Source organism: Bradyrhizobium sp. TM102 (assembly GCF_009176685.1).
Lineage (GTDB): Bacteria > Pseudomonadota > Alphaproteobacteria > Rhizobiales > Xanthobacteraceae > Bradyrhizobium > Bradyrhizobium ottawaense.
Genome location: NZ_AP021855.1, coordinates 603,713 through 623,409, shown reverse-complemented (window position 1 = coordinate 623,409; position 19,697 = coordinate 603,713). Strand labels below are relative to the sequence as shown.

The 19,697-nt window shown below is 64.1% G+C and carries 16 protein-coding genes, 1 tRNA gene, 1 pseudogene and 1 riboswitch; of the genes and pseudogenes, 9 read left to right on the top strand and 9 right to left on the bottom strand.

Annotated features, from left to right (window positions below; all coding sequences use genetic code 11):
- The first annotated feature begins 204 nt into the window (after positions 1-204).
- From GDN70_RS02930 to GDN70_RS02920, 3 genes are all read left to right on the top strand, one after another.
- Positions 205-483: a PepSY domain-containing protein gene (locus GDN70_RS02930; RefSeq protein WP_018323571.1), complete on the top strand. Its 279-nt coding sequence runs from the start codon at positions 205-207 to the stop codon at positions 481-483.
- Between the two features lie 48 nt (positions 484-531).
- Entirely contained in the window at positions 532-1,125 is a 594-nt protein-coding gene (locus GDN70_RS02925; RefSeq protein WP_173015742.1) for a cytochrome b/b6 domain-containing protein, read from the top strand.
- Positions 1,126-1,326: 201 nt separating this feature from the next.
- Entirely contained in the window at positions 1,327-3,843 is a 2,517-nt protein-coding gene (locus GDN70_RS02920; RefSeq protein WP_152102132.1) for an EAL domain-containing protein, read from the top strand.
- A gap of 12 nt (positions 3,844-3,855) precedes the next feature.
- On the opposite strand, the gene GDN70_RS02915 is transcribed toward GDN70_RS02920, so the two are convergent.
- Together GDN70_RS02915 and trxA are read right to left on the bottom strand one after the other, a co-directional pair.
- Complete coding sequence (locus GDN70_RS02915; RefSeq protein WP_018323574.1) at positions 3,856-4,533, bottom strand: LON peptidase substrate-binding domain-containing protein; 678 nt, start codon at positions 4,531-4,533, stop codon at positions 3,856-3,858.
- A 35-nt stretch (positions 4,534-4,568) separates the two neighbouring features.
- A complete protein-coding gene (gene trxA / locus GDN70_RS02910; protein ID WP_028139348.1) occupies positions 4,569-5,492 on the bottom strand; it encodes a thioredoxin in 924 nt (307 codons plus the stop codon).
- 274 nt (positions 5,493-5,766) lie between these two features.
- Here trxA and GDN70_RS02905 point away from each other — a divergent pair.
- The 4 genes from GDN70_RS02905 to GDN70_RS02885 all read left to right on the top strand — a co-directional run bounded on the left by GDN70_RS02905 (position 5,767) and on the right by GDN70_RS02885 (position 9,346).
- Positions 5,767-5,841: transfer RNA gene (locus GDN70_RS02905), tRNA-Gly, on the top strand.
- Between the two features lie 76 nt (positions 5,842-5,917).
- Positions 5,918-6,901 carry an NAD(P)-dependent oxidoreductase gene (locus tag GDN70_RS02900; RefSeq protein WP_173015741.1) on the top strand — a complete coding sequence of 328 codons (984 nt, stop codon included), beginning with the start codon at positions 5,918-5,920 and terminating at the stop codon, positions 6,899-6,901.
- Between the two features lie 368 nt (positions 6,902-7,269).
- The gene (locus GDN70_RS02890) at positions 7,270-8,544 is read left to right on the top strand and encodes a sorbosone dehydrogenase family protein (RefSeq protein ID WP_028139346.1); all 1,275 of its coding nucleotides are present in this window, start codon (positions 7,270-7,272) and stop codon (positions 8,542-8,544) included.
- 208 nt (positions 8,545-8,752) lie between these two features.
- A complete protein-coding gene (locus tag GDN70_RS02885) occupies positions 8,753-9,346 on the top strand; it encodes a cytochrome c (RefSeq protein ID WP_152102130.1) in 594 nt (197 codons plus the stop codon).
- 202 nt (positions 9,347-9,548) lie between these two features.
- Here the strand turns inward: GDN70_RS02885 and panE are convergent, their stop codons facing one another.
- The 4 genes from panE to GDN70_RS02865 all read right to left on the bottom strand — a co-directional run bounded on the left by panE (position 9,549) and on the right by GDN70_RS02865 (position 13,338).
- Positions 9,549-10,472, bottom strand: a complete 924-nt coding sequence (panE, locus tag GDN70_RS02880) for a 2-dehydropantoate 2-reductase (RefSeq protein ID WP_038973012.1) — start codon at positions 10,470-10,472, stop codon at positions 9,549-9,551.
- Between the two features lie 122 nt (positions 10,473-10,594).
- Positions 10,595-11,203 (bottom strand): 2-hydroxychromene-2-carboxylate isomerase, encoded by a 609-nt coding sequence (locus GDN70_RS02875; RefSeq protein ID WP_152102129.1) that lies wholly within the window; start codon positions 11,201-11,203, stop codon positions 10,595-10,597.
- Positions 11,204-11,305: 102 nt separating this feature from the next.
- Positions 11,306-12,655 (bottom strand): MATE family efflux transporter, encoded by a 1,350-nt coding sequence (locus GDN70_RS02870; RefSeq protein ID WP_173015740.1) that lies wholly within the window; start codon positions 12,653-12,655, stop codon positions 11,306-11,308.
- Positions 12,656-12,741: 86 nt separating this feature from the next.
- Positions 12,742-13,338, bottom strand: coding sequence for a DUF2239 family protein (locus GDN70_RS02865; protein WP_085968531.1), 597 nt, complete (start codon positions 13,336-13,338; stop codon positions 12,742-12,744).
- A 164-nt stretch (positions 13,339-13,502) separates the two neighbouring features.
- Between GDN70_RS02865 and GDN70_RS02860 the strand changes: the two genes are divergently transcribed.
- Positions 13,503-14,168, top strand: coding sequence for a glutathione S-transferase family protein (locus GDN70_RS02860; RefSeq protein WP_028139340.1), 666 nt, complete (start codon positions 13,503-13,505; stop codon positions 14,166-14,168).
- 99 nt (positions 14,169-14,267) lie between these two features.
- Here GDN70_RS02860 and GDN70_RS02855 read toward each other — a convergent pair.
- Positions 14,268-14,504: pseudogene (locus GDN70_RS02855) on the bottom strand (MFS transporter); the annotation flags it as partial.
- Positions 14,504-16,255, bottom strand: a complete 1,752-nt coding sequence (gene ggt / locus GDN70_RS02850) for a gamma-glutamyltransferase (RefSeq protein WP_038972997.1) — start codon at positions 16,253-16,255, stop codon at positions 14,504-14,506. The pseudogene GDN70_RS02855 and the gene ggt, both read right to left, overlap by 1 nt.
- 100 nt (positions 16,256-16,355) lie before the next feature.
- Between ggt and GDN70_RS02845 the strand changes: the two genes are divergently transcribed.
- Positions 16,356-17,744, top strand: a complete 1,389-nt coding sequence (locus GDN70_RS02845) for an MFS transporter (protein WP_038972996.1) — start codon at positions 16,356-16,358, stop codon at positions 17,742-17,744.
- A 246-nt stretch (positions 17,745-17,990) separates the two neighbouring features.
- Here GDN70_RS02845 and purH read toward each other — a convergent pair whose 3' ends face one another.
- On the bottom strand, positions 17,991-19,583 hold the full coding sequence (gene purH / locus GDN70_RS02840) for a bifunctional phosphoribosylaminoimidazolecarboxamide formyltransferase/IMP cyclohydrolase (RefSeq protein WP_028139337.1): 1,593 nt from the start codon (positions 19,581-19,583) through the stop codon (positions 17,991-17,993).
- A 25-nt stretch (positions 19,584-19,608) separates the two neighbouring features.
- A riboswitch (ZMP/ZTP riboswitch) is annotated at positions 19,609-19,690 on the bottom strand.
- Between the last annotated feature and the right edge of the window lie 7 nt (positions 19,691-19,697).

Sequence of the window (19,697 nt, the reverse complement as noted above, 5' to 3'; positions counted from 1 at the left end):
GGCCGTTCATCCCGGCCGTGAGGCGTAAGGCCGCAGCGCCACTGCGAATGCGGGCTGCCTGCGGACAGCACTGATCTTTTGCCGGTCGTTAGAAGAACTCTAAATCCAATTGGCCCCGTACCCGATTGACTTCACCATCACCTTTGCTTCCTTCAGTCCGGCTTCGCGGCTCGCGTAGCGCGCACGACAGAGGAGGAGACGTTCGTGAAGGTCATTCGTGTTGTTGCCATTGCACTGACGGTTGGAATGGGCATGGGGTCGGCCGCCATGGCCGACGGTTTCAAGGATTGCACCAAGCTCGACAAGGCGTCGTGGAAGCCGGCCAGCGAGGCCGAAGCCAAGGCCAAGGCACTCGGCTACGAGGTGCGGCGCTCCAAGATCGAAGGCTCCTGCTATGAGGTCTACGGCGTCAAGGAAGGCAAGCTTTACGAGCTGTTCTACAGCCCCGAAGATCTCAGCCTGAAGCACACGATCGCCAAGTAGACCGCGCGAATTGATCCGCGCAAAACAAGGCTTGAGGATGGTCTTCGCTTGATCGAAGAAGCGATGCCAAAAGCGCGCGGGGGGTCCGACCGGACCCCCGCGGATCGAACCGCTTCGCGGACGGTCGCGGTCTGGGACCTCCCGCTGCGCCTCTGGCACTGGGCACTCGCGGCTAGCGTTCTGGCCGCGTGGTTCACGCCCACCGTCTATGACCGAACTCACCGCATCGTCGGCTATGCGGTGCTCGGACTTCTCGCCTTTCGCCTGGTCTGGGGCTTCCTGGGAAGCCGCTATTCGCGCTTCCGGATGGTCGGCGTAAGGCTTCGGGCGGCGCCAAGCTATCTCTGGAATCTGCGCCGCGGCATCACCGGCCGCTACATCGGGCTTAATCCCGCCGGCACCTTGATGCTGGTGGCGCTGCTGGCTGCGCTCGCCGTCTCGACGATCACGGGAGCGATGTCGGTCACCACCACCTTCTTCGGCGTCTGGTGGGTCGAAGACACCCACCATTATTCATCGGATGCGGTCATCGTCCTGGTCGTGGTCCACGTCGTGGGCGTGGTGCTGATGGGGCTACTCCAGCGCGAGAGCCTGGTCCGCGCGATGATCACCGGACGCAAGCGCATCCGCGGCCATTCCTAAAAATATCGTTGCCGATCGATGCACGCGTCCTGCAGCCGGCTCGGGCACGGTCGCGGCATGGCCTCAGGCTGTTCGTCAGATCGAGTTGTACGAGTACCGTTAACATGCCGGTAAGCATGCAATCAGGCACGGCACAAAATTAACGTGAATGGCGGTTAGCCGATCCACCATCGATAACTATCGACGATGGAGCGCTGCTGGATGTTCCGCGTTTTCTCCTGCCTTGCGGTCGAGCACGATTGGCGGCTCGTTGTACTCGCTGGTCTGGTCTGCTTCGCTGCAAGTATTGTCGCGGTCAGCATCTTTCATCGTGCGATCGCGACGCGCGCAAGAACGCGGTGGATCTGGATCACGATTGCCGGCGCGGCCATCGGATACGGCATCTGGGCAACGCATTTCGTCGCGATGCTCGCCTACGAGCCGGGCGTTCCAACGGGCTACGGCATCGTGCCGACCGCGTTTTCTCTCGCTGCGGCAATGCTTCTGACCTCGGTCGGCTTCGGCGTTGCAGTCGGCACCTCCGGCCGGTGGCGCGCGATGGCAGGGGGCGTCATCATCGGCGGCGGCATTGCCAGCATGCACTATCTCGGGATGTGGGCACTTGAGGTGCCGGGTCGAGTCGTCTGGTCGGTGGACCTCGTGTTCGTCTCGATCATTTTAGGCATGTGTCTCGGCTGCGCCGCGCTGGCTGTCGCGCTCATGTACCAGGGCTACCGGGGCACCCTTGCGGCGGCAATCCTGCTGACACTCGCGATCGTATCGCATCATTTCACGGCCATGGGGGCGGTGCAGATCACGCCAGATCCAACGCGAGCGACGACGGATAGCCTTTCGCTTTCTCCGGCCCTCCTCGCGCTTGCTATCGCCGGTGTGGCGCTATCCGTGCTGGGAATGAGCCTGGTCGGCGTGCTGGCCGATCGTCGCCTGGCGACCCGGACCGCCAGGTTCGAGGAGATCATCAACCAGCTCTCGGTTGCCCGGCAGCAGCTCGAAGGCTCGCAGAACGAACTGCAGGACCAGAAGCTCAGGCTTGATACGGCCATCAACAACATGGTCGAGGCTCTCTGCATGTTCGATGCGGAGAGGCGACTTGTGGTCTGCAACGAGCGATATGCCCTGCTCTATCGGCTGCCACCAGAGCTGCTGCGAACGGGGACCCCGCACGCCGACATCATCAGGCATCGCGTCGTGACCGGCATTCTCAAGAGCGACACCAGCGAGGGCGCAGCCGAGCAGTTCCTGTCGAAATTGGCCGCGTTGCCGTTCGATGCAGTCTCGAGCAGAATCGACGAGTTCACGGATGGTCGGTTGATCTGCGTGACGCGACAGCCGATGGCCGGCGGCGGGTGGGTGGCCACGCATCTTGATGTCACCGAACAACGCCGGTCCGAGGCCAGGATCGCTCATATGGCGCAACACGATGCGTTGACCGATCTGCCAAATCGCGTGCTGCTCAGGGAGCGGATGGAGCACGCCATTGCGGTTACGCGTAGCGGCGGCGTCGATCTGGCCGTGCTCATGCTCGATCTCGATCGCTTCAAGGAAGTCAACGACACGCTCGGACATCCGGCAGGCGATTCCCTGCTGCGCGCCGTTTCTGCGCGTCTGCGCGAGTGCACCACGGAAACCGCGCTGATCGCTCGACTAGGCGGCGACGAGTTCGCCGTGATCGACTACGTGACCAACCCGGCCGTCGAGGCCGCCACCCTCGCCGAGAACATCAGAAAGGCGCTCTGCGAACCCTTTGATCTCGGCGATCACCGGGTCACGGTGGGCACCAGCATCGGCATTGCCATCGCGCCGCGCGATGGCAGTGATTCCGACGGGCTCATGAAGAGCGCGGATCTCGCCCTCTACTCGGCCAAGAGTGGTGGACGTGGCGCATTCCGCTTCTTCGAGCCGGAACTCGACCAGCTCATGCATGCACGACGCAACCTGGAGCGCGACATGCGGGATGCGCTTGCTGGCCGCGAATTCGAGCTGCACTACCAGCCATTCGTCAATACCGCGACCGGCGAGATCCGCGGCTTCGAAGCCTTGCTGCGCTGGCACCACCCGCGGCGTGGTCTGGTCTTGCCCGGCGAATTCATACCGCTCGCGGAGGAGGCCGGCTTGATCGTGCCGCTGGGAGAATGGATCTTGAGGACGGCCTGTGCGGAAGCCGCCAAATGGCCTGCCCATCTCAAGATCGCGATCAACCTGTCTCCCGCTCAATTCAGGAGCAAGGAGCTTGTTCCGGTCATTGTCGATGCACTGGCGAGCTCGGAAATTGCGCCACACCGGCTCGAGCTCGAGGTCACCGAGACGGTGATCATGCATGACAGCGAAGCCGTATTCGCAGCACTTGGTCAATTGCGCGAGCTCGGCGTGCGAATCGCCCTGGACGACTTCGGCACCGGCTATTCATCGCTGAGCTTTCTGCAGAGATTCCCGTTCGACAAAATCAAGGTCGACCGCAGCTTCGTCAGCGAACTGTCCAGCGCAAGGGCAGACGCGCACCATCTCGCGCGAGCAGTCGTTCGCTTCGCAGTCAGCCTCGGCAAGACGACGACCGCCGAAGGCGTCGAAACGAAGGAGCAACTGGACGTCCTCCGTGAAGAGGGGTGCGTCGAAACGCAAGGCTACTACTTCGGTCGGCCGATGCCCGCATCCGCCATTGCGAAAATGTTGCGGCGAGGTGCCAAGCGAGGTGACAAGGCAGCCGTCTGCGCTGCGTGAGCACCCGCATCCTCATTGCAGCGGAGGATCGCCGCTGGTGCGCTTCTTGGCGAGGTCCATCTCCGTCACCGCGATCAGAATCTCGGCGCGGGTCTTCAGGTCGGGCGCCTCCAGCATGGCCTGCTTCTCCGCGGGGCCATAGGGCGACATCATCGCCAGCGCGTTGACGAGCGCTTCGTTGGGCGCGCTTTCGACGCCTTCCCAGTCGACCTTGAGATTGTTGGCCTTCAAAAAGTCTGCCAGCACGGCCAGCAGCGCCTCGCGGTCGACCTCGTCCTCGCCCATGCGCGCGGTGAAGTCGTCGACGAAGGCGAAGAAATCCACCTTGCACTGCCGGTAGGCGGTAAGCACCTCGAGCTCCTCGACCACCTTGAAGCGCGAGACGCCGGTGAGCTCGAGGATGTAGCGGCCATCGCCGGATTCGGCGAGCTGGGTGATGCGGCCGACGCAGCCGACGCGGAACAGCGTCGGCTTGTCGGAATTCTTCGGCGAGTGCGCGACATCAGGCTGGATCATGCCGATCAGGCGATGTCCGTCGCGGAAGGAATCGTCGACCATCGACAGGTAGCGCGGCTCGAAGATGTTGAGCGGCATCTGGCCGCGGGGCAGCAGCAGCGCGCCCGGCAGCGGAAACACCGGAATGATCTCCGGGAGGTCGGCGGGTCCGCGATATTCGATGTTGATCGGCATCTGGTCCCGGTCCCCGCTGACTTGGTCAACCGCGCCTACGAAAACAGGATCGTCGACAAGCGCTTGCGTCCCTCGACGGTTGCATCATCCGTGCCGCCCCAGGCTTCGAAGAACTGCACCAGCTGCTTGCGGGCGCCGTCGTCGTTCCATTTGCGGTCGCGCTTGACGATCGCGAGCAGCTGTTCGGTAGCGGCCGCACGATTGCCTTGCGCGTTCAGTGCGGTCGCGAGGTCGAATCGGGCCTGATGATCGAGCGGGTTTGCGGCGACTTTCTGTTCCAGCTCGGCGACCGGTCCGAGCGATTGCGCCTGCTCGGCGAGATCGATCGCGGTCTGTACGGCCTTCACCGCGGGGTCGTTGCGCTTGGACTCCGGCACCATGGCGAGCGTCTGCTTGGCCTGCTCCATTGCGCCGGAGACGGCATAGCATTTTGCGAGGCCCGCGAGCGCCGCGATGTTGGTGGCATCATGCTGAAGCACCTCGGCGTATATCTGCGCCGCCGCCGCCGCATCGCCCTCGGCGAGCACGGCTTCAGCCTCCTGCAGGATCTCGGCGATATTGGGCTCGCCCGGCGCGGTCATGCCCTTGGTCAGCTTTTCGATGAAGGCGTTGAGCTGGCTCTCGGGCACCGCGCCCATGAAGCCGTCGGCGGGCTGGCCGTTGACGAACGCGATCACGGCCGGGATCGACTGGATGCCCATCTGGCCCGGGATCGCCGGGTGCTGGTCGATGTTCATCTTGACCAGCTTGACCTTGCCCTTGGCCGCCTTGACCGCCTTTTCGAGCAGAGGGGTGAGTTGCTTGCAGGGGCCGCACCACTCCGCCCAGAAATCGATCAGCACCGGCTGGCGCTTCGATTCCTCGATGACGTCCTTCACGAAGGTCTGGGTGGTGGTGTCCTTGATCAGATCGGCCGCAGCCGGGCCCGCCGCTCCGTTACCCTGGTCGATGATCGTCACGGGGATCCCCTCGTCTATGTCCGGAATGGCGGGTCTTTAGCATGCCGCCGCTCCTTATGCTCGCTGTCGGCTCCTAAATTGGGCCGCGACGGCCGAATTTCAATCCATTGCGGCCGATTCGCCGGTTCCGGGGCACTTTCGGGCCATTTCGCCGCATTCAGGCTCCATATGGGGCCTCAAGAACCGAATCTATGCTGCCGGTAGCTGTTGCATTCCCCTCCCGCTTTTGGCATAGGACAGCCGTTGCCGGCGCGTCACGCGACCGACACAGGATGCGGGTGTAGCTCAGTGGTAGAGCACGACCTTGCCAAGGTCGGGGTCGAGGGTTCGAGCCCCTTCGCCCGCTCCAGTTTTTCCCAAAGCATCCAGCCGATCCGGACGGAAACGTGGTTCGCCGCGCCGCTGGCGGCTGTCCCGGGTTCGCAATGACAATTCTGGTCACCGGCAGCGCAGGCCACCTCGGGGAAGCCATCCTCCGGACCCTCCGGGCTCGCGGTTCCCCGGTGCGCGGGATCGATCTGAAGCCATCCTTCACCGACGCGGTCGGCTCGATTGTCGATCCCGGCTTCGTGCGCAGCCAGATGGACGGCGTCACCGCCGTCATCCACACCGCGACGCTGCACAAGCCGCATGTGGGGACCCACAGCAAACGAGACTTTGTCGACACCAACGTCACCGGCACGCTCAACCTGCTAGAGGCGGCGGCGAGCGCCGGCGTGCGCAGCTTCGTCTTCACCAGCACCACCAGCGCGTTCGGCTCGCAGCTCCGCTCCGGGGCGGGACAGGCGGCGGTCTGGGTCACCGAGGATCTGCCGCCGGTGCCGAAGAACATCTACGGCACCACAAAACTGATGGCGGAGACCCTGTGCGAGCTGTTCTATCGCGAGCGCGCTCTGCCGGTCGTCGTCTTGCGGACCTCGCGCTTCTTTCCGGAAGATGATGACGATCCGGCGATGCGCTCGGCCTACACGCTGGAGAACGCACAGGCCAACGAGCTGCTCTATCGCCGGCTGGACATCGCGGACGCCGTGAGCGCGCATCTGCTCGCCGCCGAACGCGCCCCGAAGATCGGTTTCGCCCGCTACATCGTCTCCGCCACCAGCCCGTTCGAGCCGCGCCATCTCGCCGCGCTTGCGCGCGATGCGGCCGGTGTCGTGCGCGAGCTCTATCCGGATTGCGCGCAGCTGTATGCGGCGCGAGGCTGGAACCTCCTCCCCGAGATCGACCGCGTCTATGTCAACGAGCGCGCGCGGCGTGAGCTCGGCTGGCGGCCGGAATTCGACTTCGCGCATGTGCTGAGCTGCCTTCGCGAGGGTCGCGATTTTCGCAGTGCGCTGGCGCGCGAGGTCGGCGCGAAAGGCTATCATGACGCGGTGTTCGACGACGGGCCTTACCCCGTCGCCCCCTGAGCGCCGCGTTCGTCATTTTGTGCCTGTCCGGCGTCACCGCGCGCAACCCGGCCCGAGCCGTTCTACTGTGCATGGGGTTGTTTTCGCAGTTTTTGTTTTGGCCCGTCTCTCGTGCTGTCTGAAGGCGAGCCGCCTGCCGGTCTGATTCCGCGTTGCAGCGAGAACGCTGTCGTCGCGGTGTTCGCGCTCATTGACACTCCGTCTCAATATTTAATGAGCGCAACCGCAACCCATGCGATGCCCTTCTCAGCACTCGCAGATGTGCTAGCCTTTTTATGTCTGCCTCTCGGCAGACCCCAAACTTCGCCTCTCGACTAGCAAAACAAAATAAATCGCAGCCCTGGCGGCTGCCTTAGGGGAGTGACGCGATGACATCGATGTTCCATCGATCCGTGTTGGCACTTGCGGCCGTGGCCCTTCTTGCGGGGACCAGCGCCGGCAGCGCGCAACAGCAGGACAAGAGCAAACCGCTGAAGAAATACGAATCCGGCACCAAGGAGTTCTGGACCCATCCGCCAGATGACTGGTTCCTCGGCGACGAGACCGAGGCGCAGAAGGGTCTCGCGCCGCCGTCGGGTCCGCCGACCGGCGCCTCCGATGCCGAGCTCGCCAACATCATCAAGAAGGTCAAGCTGCCGCCAGGATTCAAGATGGAGGTCTATGCCTCCGGCGTGCTGGCCGCGCGGCAGATGGCCTGGGGTGACAAGGGCACGCTGTTCGTCGGCTCGTTCGGCCTCGGCAACGTCTATGCCATCAAGGACAACAACGGAAAGAAGGAGGTCAAGACCGTCCTCAAGGGCCTCAACATGCCCACCGGTCTCGCCTTCAGGGACGGCGCGCTCTACGTCATCGCTGTCGACAAGCTGATCCGCTACGACAATGCGGAGGCCAATCTCGACAAGCTCGGCGACGGCAAGGTCGTCTATGACGACATGCCGTCCTATGCCGCGCATGGCTGGAAGTACATCGCAGTCGACAAGGAGGGCTGGTTCTACATTCCGTTCGGACCGCCCTTCAACATTGGTGTCCCGCCGACCAGCGTCTCGCAGATCCGCCGCGTCGATCCCAAGACCGGCAATGCCGAGATCTACGCGCTCGGTGTCCGCAACTCGGTCGGCGGCGACGTCGATCCGCGCACCGGCAAGTACTGGTTCACCGAGAATGCCCGCGACTGGATCAGCGATGATCTGCCCTCGGACAAGCTGAACATGATCAACCGGATCGGCGAGCATTTCGGCTATCCCTATTGCCACCAGGGCAACCTGCCGGACGACAAGTTCGCCATGGGCCACAAATGCTCCGAGTTCACGCCGCCGGTGTTGAACCTCGGTGCGCACGTCGCTCCGCTCGGCATGAAGTTCTATACCGGCGACCAGTTCCCCGCTGAGTACAAGAACAACATCCTGATCGCCGAGCACGGCTCCTGGAATCGCCACAAGTACCAGGGCGGCCGCATCATGCGCGTGATCGTCGGGCCTGACGGCAAGAACCCCAAGCAGGAGGTGTTCGCCTCCGGCTGGATCGAGGGCGACCAGGGTTATCTCGGGCGTCCTGACGACATCATCCTCGCCAAGGACGGATCGATCCTCGTCGCCGACGACTGGGCCGGCGCGATCTACCGCATCAGCTACAGCAAGAAGTAGCACGACAAGAGAAAGAGGCTGCGGTGGCCGGAGGGTGCCGCAGCCTCTTTGCTGAAAACGTGGATGTTGTCGTTCCGGATTGCGCGCCAGCGCAAGCCCGGAACCCATAACCATAAATCGGGGTTATGGATTCTCGGATGCGCAATTGCGCATCTTAGCTCGTGCTTCGCACGCCCTGGAATGAGCTAATTAGATCGGAATTCCAACGATGCGCCGCCAGTTTTCTTCCTACGCCATCGGCGCGCTCTCGCTTGCGGCGCTCGCATCCGTCCCGGCTCAGGCTGCGGACAATGCTGCGATCAAGGAGAAGGCTGCCGTCTGCTCCGGCTGTCACGGCGAGAACGGCGTTTCGCAGACGGAGAATATCCCCTCGCTGGCCGGCCAGCCTGATCAGTTCATCCAGTGGCAGCTCGTGTTCTTCCGCGCGGGCTCGCGCAAGAACGACCAGATGCAGCCGATCGTCGAGGAGATCACCAATGAGGAAATCCGCAATCTCGGCGCTTATTTCTCGCAACTGACGCCGCCGAAGGGACCGGAGGACAGCGACCCAGACCTGTCGAAGAAAGGCGCGCAAGTTGCCGCAGGCCGCCGCTGCGCCTCATGCCATACGGACAGCTTCGCCGGCACCAAGGGAGTGGCGCGACTGGCTGGCCAGCGCGAGGAATATCTGGTCAAGGCGTTGCGCGACTACAAAGCGGGCCAGCGCGTCGGCGGCGGCGTCGCCGCGATGGCCGATGTCGCCTATCACATGAGCGACGAGGAAATCACGGCGGTCTCGCACTATCTCACGCATTTGAAATAGTGCGGGGCTAGTTGCGGCAATCTCCGCTGTCGTCCCGGACAAGCGCGCCTCAAGCGCGCGCAGATCCGGGACCCATAACCACAGGAAGATGTGGTTACGAGGGCTCGGAGTGACGACGTCGCGCACAATGTAGTCTTGTGGCTATGGGTTCCGGATCTGCGCTTACGCTTGTCCGGGACGACACCGAGTGTGTGGCTGGGTGTTACCCCGCCCGCTGCCTCTCATACGCCTTCAAATGCGTGTAGGCGATGCGCAGCTTGGGCACCGGCACCTTGGCGGCATCGGCGCGTGCGATGAGATCGCCGATGACGTGATCGGCTTCGACCGGCAGGCCCGCCTTGATGTCGCGGAACATCGAGGCCGTCATCGGCGAGCCTTCGGCGGTGAGGTTGCCCTTCACTCGCTCGAAGAACGGCCCGCCCGGCGTATAGCCCGACGCGGTGGCGATCGCGCTGGTCTCATCGAGCATGCCGAGCAGGAAGTCGCGGCCGCCGGGCGCGGCGAGGATGTTGCCGACGGAGGTGCGCATCAGGCTGGTGGAGGCCGCAAGCGAGGACAGGAACACCCACTTCTCCCACATGTCCTGCATGATGTTCTGGCTGGCGGCGGCACCGGTGATACCGCTCTTGAAGGCCTCGTCGATCGCCTTGACGCGATCTGACAGCTTTCCGTCGCGCTCGCCGTAGTTCAGCGACTGCATCGGTTGGAGCTGCACCACCTCGCGTTTCTCGTTCAGGGTCGCCGCGATGGCGCAGAGGCCGCCGAGCACGCGCTCCTTGCCGAATTTGGCATCGAGGATATCGAGATGCTTCATGCCGTTCAGCATCGGGATGATTGCCGTATCAGGTCCGACCGCCGGCGCAAACGATTTGATGGCGTCGTCGAGATCGAACGCCTTGCAGCTCAAGAGCACGACGTCGAACTTGTCCTTGAGCACGTCGGCTTGCACGGTCGGCGGATTCTTCAAGGTCACATCGCCATTCGGGCTCTTGATGACGAGGCCGGCGCTTGCGAGCTCGCCGGCGCGGCGCGGCCGGACCAGGAAGGTGACGTCGCGGCCGGCTTGCAACAGCCTGCCACCAAAATAGCCGCCGATGGCGCCGGCGCCGACCACGAGGATACGCATGGGATGCTCCATTGTTGCTCTTGATTATTACTCTTGGCGGCTACTTATAATCGCCATTTCGAGCGAAGCGAAGCAATCCAGAATGTTGCCGCGATCACATTCTGTCGCCGGAGAATGAGCGGCTAAGTCCCGAGCACCATCTCCTCGACCTCGCGCAGCTGCTCCTTGCCGAAGAACATCTCGTTGCCGACGAAGAAGGTCGGCGAGCCGAACGCGCCGCGGGCAACGGCGTCCTCGGTGTTCTTGATCAGCCTGCCCTTCACCTCGGGTTCCTGGCTGCGGGCGAACAGCTTCTGGGCGTCGAGTCCGGATGAGGCCAGCGCCTTCACCGCGATCTCGGGATCGTCCATCTTCTTCGGCTCACGCCACATGTGGTGAAAGGCCGCCTCGACGTATTTTTCGAATACACCCTCGAGCTGTGCGGCAATCGCCGTGCGCATCAGGTTCAGCGTGTTGATGGGGAAATGCGGATTCCAGACATAGGGCTGGACATGGAAGCGCTTGATGAAGCGCTCGGTCTCGACCTGATGGAATTCACGCTTGTTCTTGATGCCCGCGAGCGTCTCGGCCGGCGACTTGTTGTTGGTCGACTTGAAGATGCCACCGAGCAGGATCGGCACATATTCGAACTTGACGCCGATGCGCTGCTCGATCGCGGGGATCGCGAGGTGGCTGAGATAGGCATTCGGGCTGCCGAAATCGAACAGGAATTGCGGGGTTGTGCGGGTCAAAATCGTCTCCGTGACCTAACTTTTTTGATCTGGCTTACCCACATTGTGACGCAGCGTGCCCTGCGGGTCCACCGTTTAATGATGAGCATAATACTCTGGAAATCAGACCAGCCGTCGGATCGCCCGCTTGCGCCAGACCATGAGGTAATAGCCCATCTGCAAGACGAACATGGCGCAGAACACGATGGGATAGGCGGCCCACACGCCCGCAAGGCCCATCGTGTGGCTCAGGATCACCGCGGCAGGCAGCTCGATCGCGAGGATCGCGAAGATCGAGAGCAGCATTGGCATCAACGCGACGCCGGCCGCCCGCATGGCACCTGAGAACACTGTGGCGAGGCCAAACGGCACCGAGCTCCACAGGGCGATATCGAGCAGGCCTTTTGCCAGATCGAGCACGGCGGCATCGGTGATGAAGATGCCGAGGATTGCGCGCGGCGCGAGATAGATCAGCGCCACGAGCCCACCGGTCAAAACGAGGTTGAAAGCGAGCCCGGTCCGCACGATGCCGTCGAGCCGGGCCCTGTCGCCGCTGCCGACGGCCTGCGCGCCCAGGATCGAGACCGCGATCGAAATCGACATCGCCGTGAACTGCGTGTAGCCCATCACCTGGTTGACGGCGCCATAGGCCGCAGTGGCCTCCGATCCAAAGCGGTTGACGAGGCCGAGCAGAACCAGCTCTGCGATCGCCATCACCACCATGCCGATAGCGCTCGGCAATCCGATGCCGAGGATTTTTCCTAGCATGGCGCCGTTGAGCCGCAGGTGACCCAGCAGCGCCGCATCCGGCGCGAGCGCGTGCTTCTTTCGTAGCAGATAGAGTGCCAGCGCGATCAACGTGAGTGCGTTCGAGATCGCGGCCGCCCACGCCGGGCTGGTGATGCCGGCCGCCGGCAGTCCGAATGACCCACGGATCAACATCGGCGTCAGGATCAGCCCGATCGCGGTCGACAACGCCAGCGCCAACAGCGGCGTCAGCGCATCGCCGACGCCGCGGATCATCGCCGTCATCAACAGGAAGATGAAGCCGAGCGGCATCGTCAGCAGCATGATGCGCGCATAGGCGCTGGCCTGGTCGAGAATGTCCGCGGGCGTGGCGAGAGCCATCATCAGCTGACGGCTGAAGAGCCCGCCGATCAGCGCCACAGAGATTGAAAGCAGAAGGCCGATCGCGAGCGTCGTGCCTACGACGCTCTTGATCCGGCCGTGCTCGCCCGCGCCAAAGGCCTGGCCGATCAGCACGGTCGCGCCGGTGCTCAGCCCCATCACGAAGGCGAACAGGAAGAACATCACCGGGAAGAAGACTGAGACCGCGGCGAGCGCATCGACGCCGATCATCTGGCCGAGATAGACGTTGCTGACGGTGCCGAACAGCGATTGCAGCGCGTTGCTCAGCATCAAGGGTGCGAGGAAGCGGAGGAATGTTGTCCAGAGCGGCTTGGGGACAGACATGGATTGGCCTTTCATCAGGGCGTGCGAAGCCGTTGCCGCGCAATGCGCGGCTCGGCCGTCGATGGGAAGGTGAGAGCGCGCGCGCCTTAAGCGCGGTCGCTGTAGGCGAGCTTGACGATGTGGTCGCGGATATCGGTCGGCCAGTCCGCGATCAGTCCGGTGAAGCGTCGCCGGTCGTCGGCAAACAGCGCGCGCGAGGCTTCCTCGAACTGCGGCAGGTTGCCCGCCATGGTCGACATGAAGTGGTAGGCCGCGTCGCGCGCCTGCCGCTCGCGGTCCTTGTCGCCGCTCGCGCGCCTGGCCTCATCGACGAGCTTGCGCAGCGCGACCGAGGCGCCGCCCGCTTGCGCGTTGAGCCACTCCCAGTGTCGCGGCAACAGCGTCACCTCGCGCGCGACCACGCCGAGCTTCGGCCGCCCGCGCCCGCGCGGCTCGCTCGGTGGAGTGCTCTCCTCGACCGGCGGCGGCACAAGCTTCGCCAACCGCGCCAGGACCTCGCGATCCCCGCCGCGCAGATCGAAGTCGATCGATCGGCCGGTGCCGTCCTCGAAGATGAGGATGGGCTCGTCCGGCCGTTGCGCTACCCGCTTGACGACCAGCGCGATCTCGCCTGCCGGCCCGGACACCAGGCGACGCTGCCCCTGGAAGGCGGTGAAAATCTTCTGCATTGGAATCATTGTCATTTTGACGACGTTGGGTCATTTAATACCCGGGTAAATTGTCGGCGTCAATATACCCGGGTGAAAATATCCGTCCTGATGGCTCGACATTGTGATCCCAGGCTGGCACGAACGGCGCCGCGACTGCGCACGCCTAGCCACTACGCCTTGCCCCGGGGACCTCGCCGATGCTGACCGTTCACCACCTCAACAATTCCCGTTCGCAGCGCGTGCTGTGGCTGCTCGAAGAGTTGGGCGTGCCCTACGAGATCGTGCGCTATCAGCGCCAGCCGGACATGCGCGCGCCGAAGGAGCTGCGCGCCATTCATCCGCTTGGCAAGTCGCCCGTCATCACCGACAACGGCAACACTATCGCCGAGTCGGGCGCGATCATCGAATATCTCATCGCGACCTACGGCAACGGCCGGCTGATCCCGCCGCCGAACACGCCGGAGCGGCTGCGCTTCACCTATTGGCTGCATTACGCCGAAGGGTCCGCGATGCAGCCGCTGCTGTTGAAGCTGCTGTTCACGCTGATGCCGAAGCGCGCACCCGCGCTGCTGCGTCCGCTGGTGCGCAAGGTCTCGAACCAGGCGCTGACCACCCTGGTCAATCCGCAGCTCAAGCAGCACATGGATTACTGGGAAGGCGAGCTTGCAAAGAGCGAGTGGTTCGCCGGCAACGAGTTCACCGCAGCCGACATCCAGATGAGCTTTCCGCTGGAAGCGGCGCAAGCGCGCGGCGGGCTCGAGCAGGGCCATCCCAAGGCGATGGCGTTCCTCGAGCGCATCCACGCGCGGCCTGCCTATGCGCGCGCATTGGAAAAGGGCGGGCCGTATCAGGTGGGACGGTAGTTCTTTTTTATCGTCATCCCGGGGGCGCCCGAAGCGCGAACCCGGAATGACGAGATCCCGGGTTCGGCTCTGCGAGCCGCCCCGGGATGACAGTGACTGCTAGTGCGCGTGCAACACGCGTCCGCGCGTCTCCGGCAGCGCGAAGGCGGCGATGAAGAACAGCGCGTAAGCGACCACCGCGAAGATCGCGGTCGCATTCGCAAGCGAGGTCGACGCCGACAGCGCGCCGACGAGGAACGGAAACAGCGCGCCGATCCCGCGGCCGAAATTGTATCAAAAGCCTTGGCCGGAGCCGCGCAGCCGCGTTGGATAGAGCTCGGTCAGGAACGCGCCGATTACTGCCCCGCAGCTTCTGCGCCGCGCGTGCGCGGATCGGGTGCGCCGAGCGGCCCGTTGGGTGTCACGACAATCGAATTGGCCGACGTCTGCCCCATCGGCTCGACGATGACATGGCCCATCGCCTTCAGCTTACCCAGAACATCGCTCGGAAAGCCGCCCTCGACACGGACTTCGTCCGGCAACCATTGGTGATGCAGCCGTGGCGCTGCGACGGCGGCCGCAACATCCATCCTGTAATCGAGGACGTTGACGATGACCTGCAGCACGCTCGAAATGATGCGGCTGCCGCCGGGCGAGCCCGTCACCAGCACCGGCTTGCTGTCCTTCAGCACGATGGTCGGCGACATCGAGGACAGCGGCCGCTTGCCGGGGCCCGGCAGATTGGCCTCGAAGCCGACGAGACCGTAGGCATTGGAGGCGCCGATTGCGGCGGTGAAATCGTCGAGCTCGTTGTTGAGCAGCACGCCGGTGCCGTCGGCAACGAGGCCGACGCCGTAGCTGAAGTTCAGTGTATAGGTGTTGCTGACGGCGTTGCCGCTGGAATCGACGACGGAAAAATGCGTGGTGTTGCTGCCCTCGCGCGGCGAGGGAGCCGCGGAAACGAGCTCCTTCGACGGCGTGGCGCGTTCGGCGGAGATGCCGGCGCGCAGCTTGGCGGCGTAGTCCTTCGCGACGAGCGTCTCGATCGGCGCGTTGACGAAGGCGGGATCGCCGAGATAGCGCGCGCGATCTGCGTAGGCGCGCTTCATCGCCTCGATCAGAAGATGCAGCGATGCCGGCGATCCCTGCTTCAGATCGGCGAGCTGAAAGCCCTCGAGGATGTTGAGCGTCTCCACCAGCACGACACCGCCCGACGAAGGCAGCGGCATCGACACGATGTCATAGCCGCGATAGGTGCCGCGCACCGGCGCGCGGACCACGGCTTGATAGGCCTTCAAATCGGCGGGCGTCATGATGCCGCCGGCGTCCGTCACGGCTTTGGCGAGCTTTTCCGCGACCGGTCCTTCATAGAAGCCGCGTGGCCCCTGTGCGGCGACGGACGAGAGCGTTTCAGCGAGATCGCCCTGCACCAACCTGTCGCCTTCGCCCAGCGGCGTGCCATCGGGCCGCGAGAAGATTTTCGCCGAGGAGGGCCAGCGTGCCAGCCGCCGGTGCCAGGTAGGCAGCGTGTCGGCCATATCGTCGCCGACGGCGAAGCCGTCGCGGGCCAGCGCGATCGCGGGCGCAAGCAATTGCGCCAGGGTGAATTGCCCCGAGCCGTATTTCTGCAATGCCAAAGCGAGGCCCGCGACCGTGCCGGGCACGCCGACACCGAGCGCGGAATCCCGTGACTTCGCCGTATCGGGCTTGCCGTCGGCGCCGAGGAAGATTTGCGGCGTGGTGGCCGCCGGCGCCGTCTCGCGGTAATCGATCGTGATGTCTTCGTTGCGGTCCGCGGAATGGATCACCATAAAGCCGCCGCCGCCGATATTGCCGGCACGCGGATAGGTCACGGCCATCGCAAAGCCGGTCGCGACCGCGGCATCGACCGCATTGCCGCCGCTCCGCAGGATATCGGCACCGATCTGCGCAGATATCCTCTCCTGCGCGACGACCATGCCGTGCTCGGCGGCGACGGCGCGCACCGTGTCAGGCGCGGCTGGGACATAGGCCCGTCGCGCATCCTGGGCGGCCGCCGGTGACAGTCCAAACGCCAGGGCCGCTATGAAGGCGAAAAATGTCCGCCTTGTCGAATTTGACGACATCATCAAGCTTCCGCCGTGGCTTCGAACCAGTTCACATGCCTCGCTGCAATGCTATACGGTTTGCCCCAAGAGAGGCAAAACTGTTCGTGATGAGGACTGCGTGATGACGACGATCGCCCCGGATGTGCGCATGGCCGGCGTGGCGCGGACCTATCCGCCGCGCGCCGCCGTCGTCAGCTGGATTTTCTTCGACTGGGCCGCGCAGCCTTATTTCACGCTGATCACGACCTTCGTGTTCGCGCCCTATTTCGCCACCAGCATTGCGCTGAACCCCGCCACCGGCCAATCGATGTGGGGATTTGCGATGGCGGCCGCGGGCCTTGCGATCGCGTTGATGTCGCCGGTGCTGGGCGCCATCGCGGACGCCTCGGGCCGCCGTAAGCCGTGGATCGCCGGGTTCGGTGCGCTGCTGGTGGTTGCATCCTGCACGCTATGGATCGGCAAGCCCGGCGATCCCTCCATCATTCCGCCACTGCTCATCGCAGTCGCGCTCGCCAGCGTCGGCGCGGAATTCGCTACCCTCTTCAACAATGCGATGATGCCGACGCTGGTGCCGCCGGAGCGCATCGGACGGCTCTCCGGCACCGGCTGGGCCACCGGCTATGTCGGTGGAATCGTCAGCCTGATCATCGTGCTCGGTTTCCTCGCGGCCAACCCGCAGACCGGCCGCACATTACTCGGCTTCACGCCGCTGTTCGGGCTCGATCCGGTCAGCCATCAGGGCGATCGCATCGTGGGGCCGCTGACCGGGCTGTGGTTCATCGTCTTCGTGACACCGCTGTTCCTGTTCACGCCGGATTATCCGGCGAAGCGCCCGGTGCGCGAGGCTTTGCGTGAGGGGCTGTTGGAGCTGAGGCAATCGATCAGAAGCCTGCCGCAGCAGAGATCGCTGGCGGCATTTCTGCTCGCCAATATGATCTATACGGATGGTCTGGTGTCGCTGTTCGCCTTTGGCGGCATCTATGCCGCGGGCACCTTCGGCTGGCACACCATCCAGATCGGCACCTTCGGCATCATGCTCGCGATTGCCGGCGCATTTGGCGCATGGTTCGGCGGCAAGCTGGATGATCGTCTCGGGCCGAAGCGCGTCATCGCCGGCAGCTTGCTCGTGCTGCTGTTGTCCGTGGCGGCAATTCTCCTGGTCGACAAGGACAGCGTGTTGTTCATCAAGGTCGCGCCGCCGCAAGCAGACGCTCCCTTGTTCTCGAGCGCGGCCGAGCGCGCCTATCTCGTGCTGGGCTGCCTCATTGGCGCGGCCGGCGGTCCACTCCAGGCGGCCTCACGCACGCTGCTGATCCACCTCGCACCGAAGGACCGCATCGCGCAGTATTTCGGCCTGTTCGCGCTGACCGGGAAGGTGACGTCCTTCATCGGACCGCTGCTGATCGGCACGATCACCGCGGTGACCGCAAGCCAGAAGGCCGGCATGGCGGTGCTGGTGGTGTTCTTCGTCGCGGGGCTGGGGCTGTTGATGCGGGTGAAAAAAGACTAGCTAACTCTCGCCGTCGTCCCTGCGAACGCAGGGACCCATACCGCGTGATCTCTCGTTGGCGCGACGCGGCCAATACCGCGGACTAAACTTCTCCCTGTGGTAATCGCGACGAGCGCAAGCGCTCGCGCGGAGGTCCCGGATCGGCGCGCGCTTAGGGCGCGCTTGTCCGGGACGACGTGTGGAGGGAGTGGTCGAAGCAACCCGGATTTCGCTTCGCTCCATCCGGGCTACGCTTGTGGTGAAGTCTCAGTGCCGGAAATGCCGCGTGCCCGTGAACACCATGGCGATGCCGTGCTCGTCGGCGGCCTTGATCACCTCGTCGTCGCGCATCGAGCCGCCGGGCTGCACCACCGCGGTGGCGCCGGCCTCGATGCAGGCGAGCATGCCGTCGGCGAAGGGGAAGAACGCATCCGACGCCACCACCGAGCCCTTGGTGAGCGGCTCGGCGAGCTTCAGCTCGTTCGCCGCATCCTGGGCCTTGCGCGCGGCGATGCGGGCCGAATCGACCCGGCTCATCTGACCCGCGCCGATGCCGACGGTGGCGAGATCCTTGGCGTAGATGATCGTGTTCGACTTGACGTGTTTTGCGACCCGGAACGCAAACTTGAGGTCGCGCATTTCAGCGTCGGTCGGCGCGCGCTTGGTCACGATCTTGAAGGTCATGTCGTCGACCACGGCGTTGTCGCGGCTCTGCACCAGCAGGCCGCCGGCGACCGTCTTGGCGGTGAGGCCAGGCGCGCGCGGATCGGGCAGGCTGCCGGCGAGCAGCAGCCGCAGGTTCTTCTTGCCGCCGATGATGGCGATCGCTTCCTCGGTGGCGTCGGGCGCGATGATCACCTCGGTGAAGATTTTTGTGATCTCGCGGGCCGTATCCGCGTCCAGCGGACGATTCATCGCGATGATGCCGCCGAAGGCCGAGGTGGAATCGCAGGCCAGCGCCTTGCGATAGGCGTCGACGAGGTTTGATCCCTCCGCGACGCCGCAGGGGTTGGCGTGCTTGACGATGACGCAAGCCGCGGTGCGCTTGGCGTCAAACTCGCCGATGCATTCATAGGCCGCATCGGTGTCGTTGATGTTGTTGTAGGAGAGCTCCTTGCCCTGGAGCTGCCGGGCCGTGGAGACGCCCGGGCGCTTGTCGGGCGTCACGTAGAACGCCGCGGTCTGGTGCGGGTTCTCGCCGTAGCGCAGCGACTGGATCAACTTGCCGCCGAAGGCGCGGAAGTCGGGCGCGTCGATCTCGAGCTGGCGATTGAACCAGTTCGAGATCGCGGCATCGTAAGCGCCGGTGCGCGCATAGGCCTTCGCGGCAAGCCGCCGGCGCAGTTTCAGCGTGGTCGCGCCCTTGTTGGCGGCGAGCTCGTCGAGCACGGCCTTGTAGTCATCTGCCTCCACGACAACGGCGACGTCGTCATGGTTCTTCGCGGCGGCGCGGATCATCGCGGGGCCGCCGATGTCGATGTTCTCGATGCAATCCTCGAAGCCGGCGCCTTTGTCGACGGTCGCCTCGAACGGATAGAGATTGACGACCAAAAGATCGATCGGCGCGATGCCGTGCGCCTTCATCGCGTCCACATGTTCCTTGTTGTCGCGGATCGCGAGCAGGCCGCCATGTACCTTCGGATGCAGCGTCTTGACGCGGCCGTCCATCATCTCGGGGAAGCCGGTGAGGTCGGAAACATCCTTCACCTTGAGGCCGGCCGCGGCGATTGCTTTCGCAGTGCCGCCGGTCGAGACCAGCTCGACATCATGCGCGGCGAGCGCCTTTGCGAATTCGATCAGGCCGGTTTTGTCGGAAACGGAAAGCAGGGCGCGGGTGACGCGGCGGGGATGGTCAGTCATGAGCAAGATCCTCTGTCTTAAGGAGTGTCTATGCCCAGGCGCGCGGCAGATATGTGTCGCGCTTCCCGATGGTGCTCCATCCAAGGTCGCCAGTCGCGCGAGCGAGGGCTCGAT